The sequence below is a fragment of the Actinomadura montaniterrae genome (genome assembly GCF_008923365.1).
Taxonomy (GTDB): domain Bacteria; phylum Actinomycetota; class Actinomycetes; order Streptosporangiales; family Streptosporangiaceae; genus Spirillospora; species Spirillospora montaniterrae.
Genome location: NZ_WBMR01000456.1, coordinates 1 through 1,984, shown reverse-complemented (window position 1 = coordinate 1,984; position 1,984 = coordinate 1). Strand labels below are relative to the sequence as shown.

Sequence of the window (1,984 nt, the reverse complement as noted above, 5' to 3'; positions counted from 1 at the left end):
GGGCCCCGCCCCCCCCCCCCCCGCCCCCGGGTCGCGCCACCCCACCACCCCCCTCCGTCAGGCACGAAACTCCCCAGCGCGCAACACCAAGATCGGCGAGAAGAGCGGCGAGAAGTCGCCAGTCCCGGCAGCCTTTCCCGCCAAAAAAATACCGGGAAGAATGTGCCTCGAACGGCCTCGAACGGCCACGAATGTCGGTCACACAGGGTACTATTTAACTATGCATTCAGTGACGGTCGAGCTTGGGGTCGCGTCCACCATGGAATTGGTGAACGCGCTCTCCGCCATCGCCACTGAACTCGCCACCAGAGACGCCCCCGAATCAGCCGCCGCATGCCTGGAACTCACCGAAACCCTCGCGGCCGCAGCAGATATGCAGGAAAGCGCGCTGGCTGGATTCATCGGCCGAGTCGACGCCACCGGAGAACAGCAGCGGTGGGGATATCCCTCCACCCAGGCGTGGCTCCGCTCCCGCCTCGGCATGCGCGACAACCGCGCCAAGGAACACCTCACCCTCGCCCGGCAGCGCCACCGCCTGCCCCAGGTCTGCGCCCAACTCGCCTCCGGTGACCTGTCCTTCGGCTACGCCACCACCGTCGCCGACTCGGTCGCCCGCCTGGACGACACCGACTGCACAGAGGCCGAGACGACCCTTCTCGGGTTCGTTGATCAGGGCTTTTCGGCCGGGAAGGTGGCTGCGTTCGGGCGCCGGATCCGCGACCTCATCGCCGAACGCGACGACACCGAAGCCGCCCCGGATGAGGACACCAAGCGCGGCTACGCCAAGTCCTGGCTCACCACCACCCGTTCGCTGGACGGCGGCCGGTACGTCAAAGGCTGGCTGAACCCCGAAGACGCCGCCATCTTCGACGGCACCCTCGCTCCGCTGGCCAAGCCGGCCGGACCCGACGACCGCCGGGATCTCTCCGAGCGCACCGCCGCCGCTCTGTCCAGTGTGCTGTCGGGCGGTCACAAGGCCACCAAGGTCACCGTCATCTGCGACCTGGACACCCTCACCGGAGGCAACGCCCCCGCCCGCCTCACCGACGGCACCCCCATCCCCGCCCCGCAGGCCCGCCGCATCGCCCTCGCCGCCGGAGTCTCACCCCTCCTCCTCGGACGGGGGAACACCCCGCTGTACCTGGGCCACCGGGAACGATTCGCCTCCGCCGCCCAACGCCAAGTCCTCGAAACCCTCTACCCCACCTGCGCGGTACGAGAGTGCGAGACCCCGGGCACACTCTGCGAAGTCGACCACGTCAACGGATGGGCCCTCGGACACTCACCCACCGACATTGACCAGCTCGCTCTCACCTGCGGATGGCACAACCGGTTCAAACACACCCGCCCCGACCAGATCCACATCACCAAAGAACAAGACGGGCGCTACGTCTACCGGCTCCTGCCACCACCCGATGTCCGAGGGGCGACCGGGCCACCCGGCGGCATCGGCCCATCGGATAGCACCCTCGACTGGGCCGCATAACCATTCCACCGGCATGACCGCCAGGCCCGCTCGGAACACTCGTGTGCTGGGCAGCCTAGGCATGCCCACACCACACACCAGCGCAGCCACCATCACGGCCTGGCCTGCCTGGCTCCGCGCCCGGGAGAACACCAAGCGGCCCAACTGGAGCGGCACCGCAGCGCCCCTTGCTCGCACCTGTCCTAGCCTCGCGGCACCATCACAGCTCTAGCCGATGTCCGGCGGCCAAGCAGCAAAGGATTCCCCACCGCGAACGGGCGAACGGGCGAACCGAACAGACCACGCGGCCGACGAACCAGTGCAGCGCTCGGCAGCGTGCTCCCACGTTGACGGGATAGAGCAGGGGCGCCTTTCGATCCTCTTCGTACCTGACGGAGGGGGTGGTGGGGTGGCGCGACCCGGGGGCGGGGCAGGCGGAGCCTGCCCCCATCACCTGCCCAGGGGCCGCAGAGGCTCCAAAGTCAAGGGTGGACGAAGTCCATCGCGAAGCGACGCCGA

General features: G+C 68.5%; 1 protein-coding gene. It reads left to right on the top strand.

Translation table 11 applies throughout. From position 1 onward, the window contains the following. Positions 1 to 220: 220 nt before the first annotated feature. Positions 221 to 1,486 carry an HNH endonuclease signature motif containing protein gene (locus F9B16_RS50235; RefSeq protein WP_192809417.1) on the top strand — a complete coding sequence of 422 codons (1,266 nt, stop codon included), beginning with the start codon at positions 221 to 223 and terminating at the stop codon, positions 1,484 to 1,486. The last annotated feature ends 498 nt before the right edge of the window (positions 1,487 to 1,984 follow it).

Coding starts and splice junctions, on each gene's coding strand:
- F9B16_RS50235 (WP_192809417.1), top strand. CDS start 221: ATGCATTCAGTGACGGTCGAGCTTGGGGTCGCGTCCACCATGGAATTG.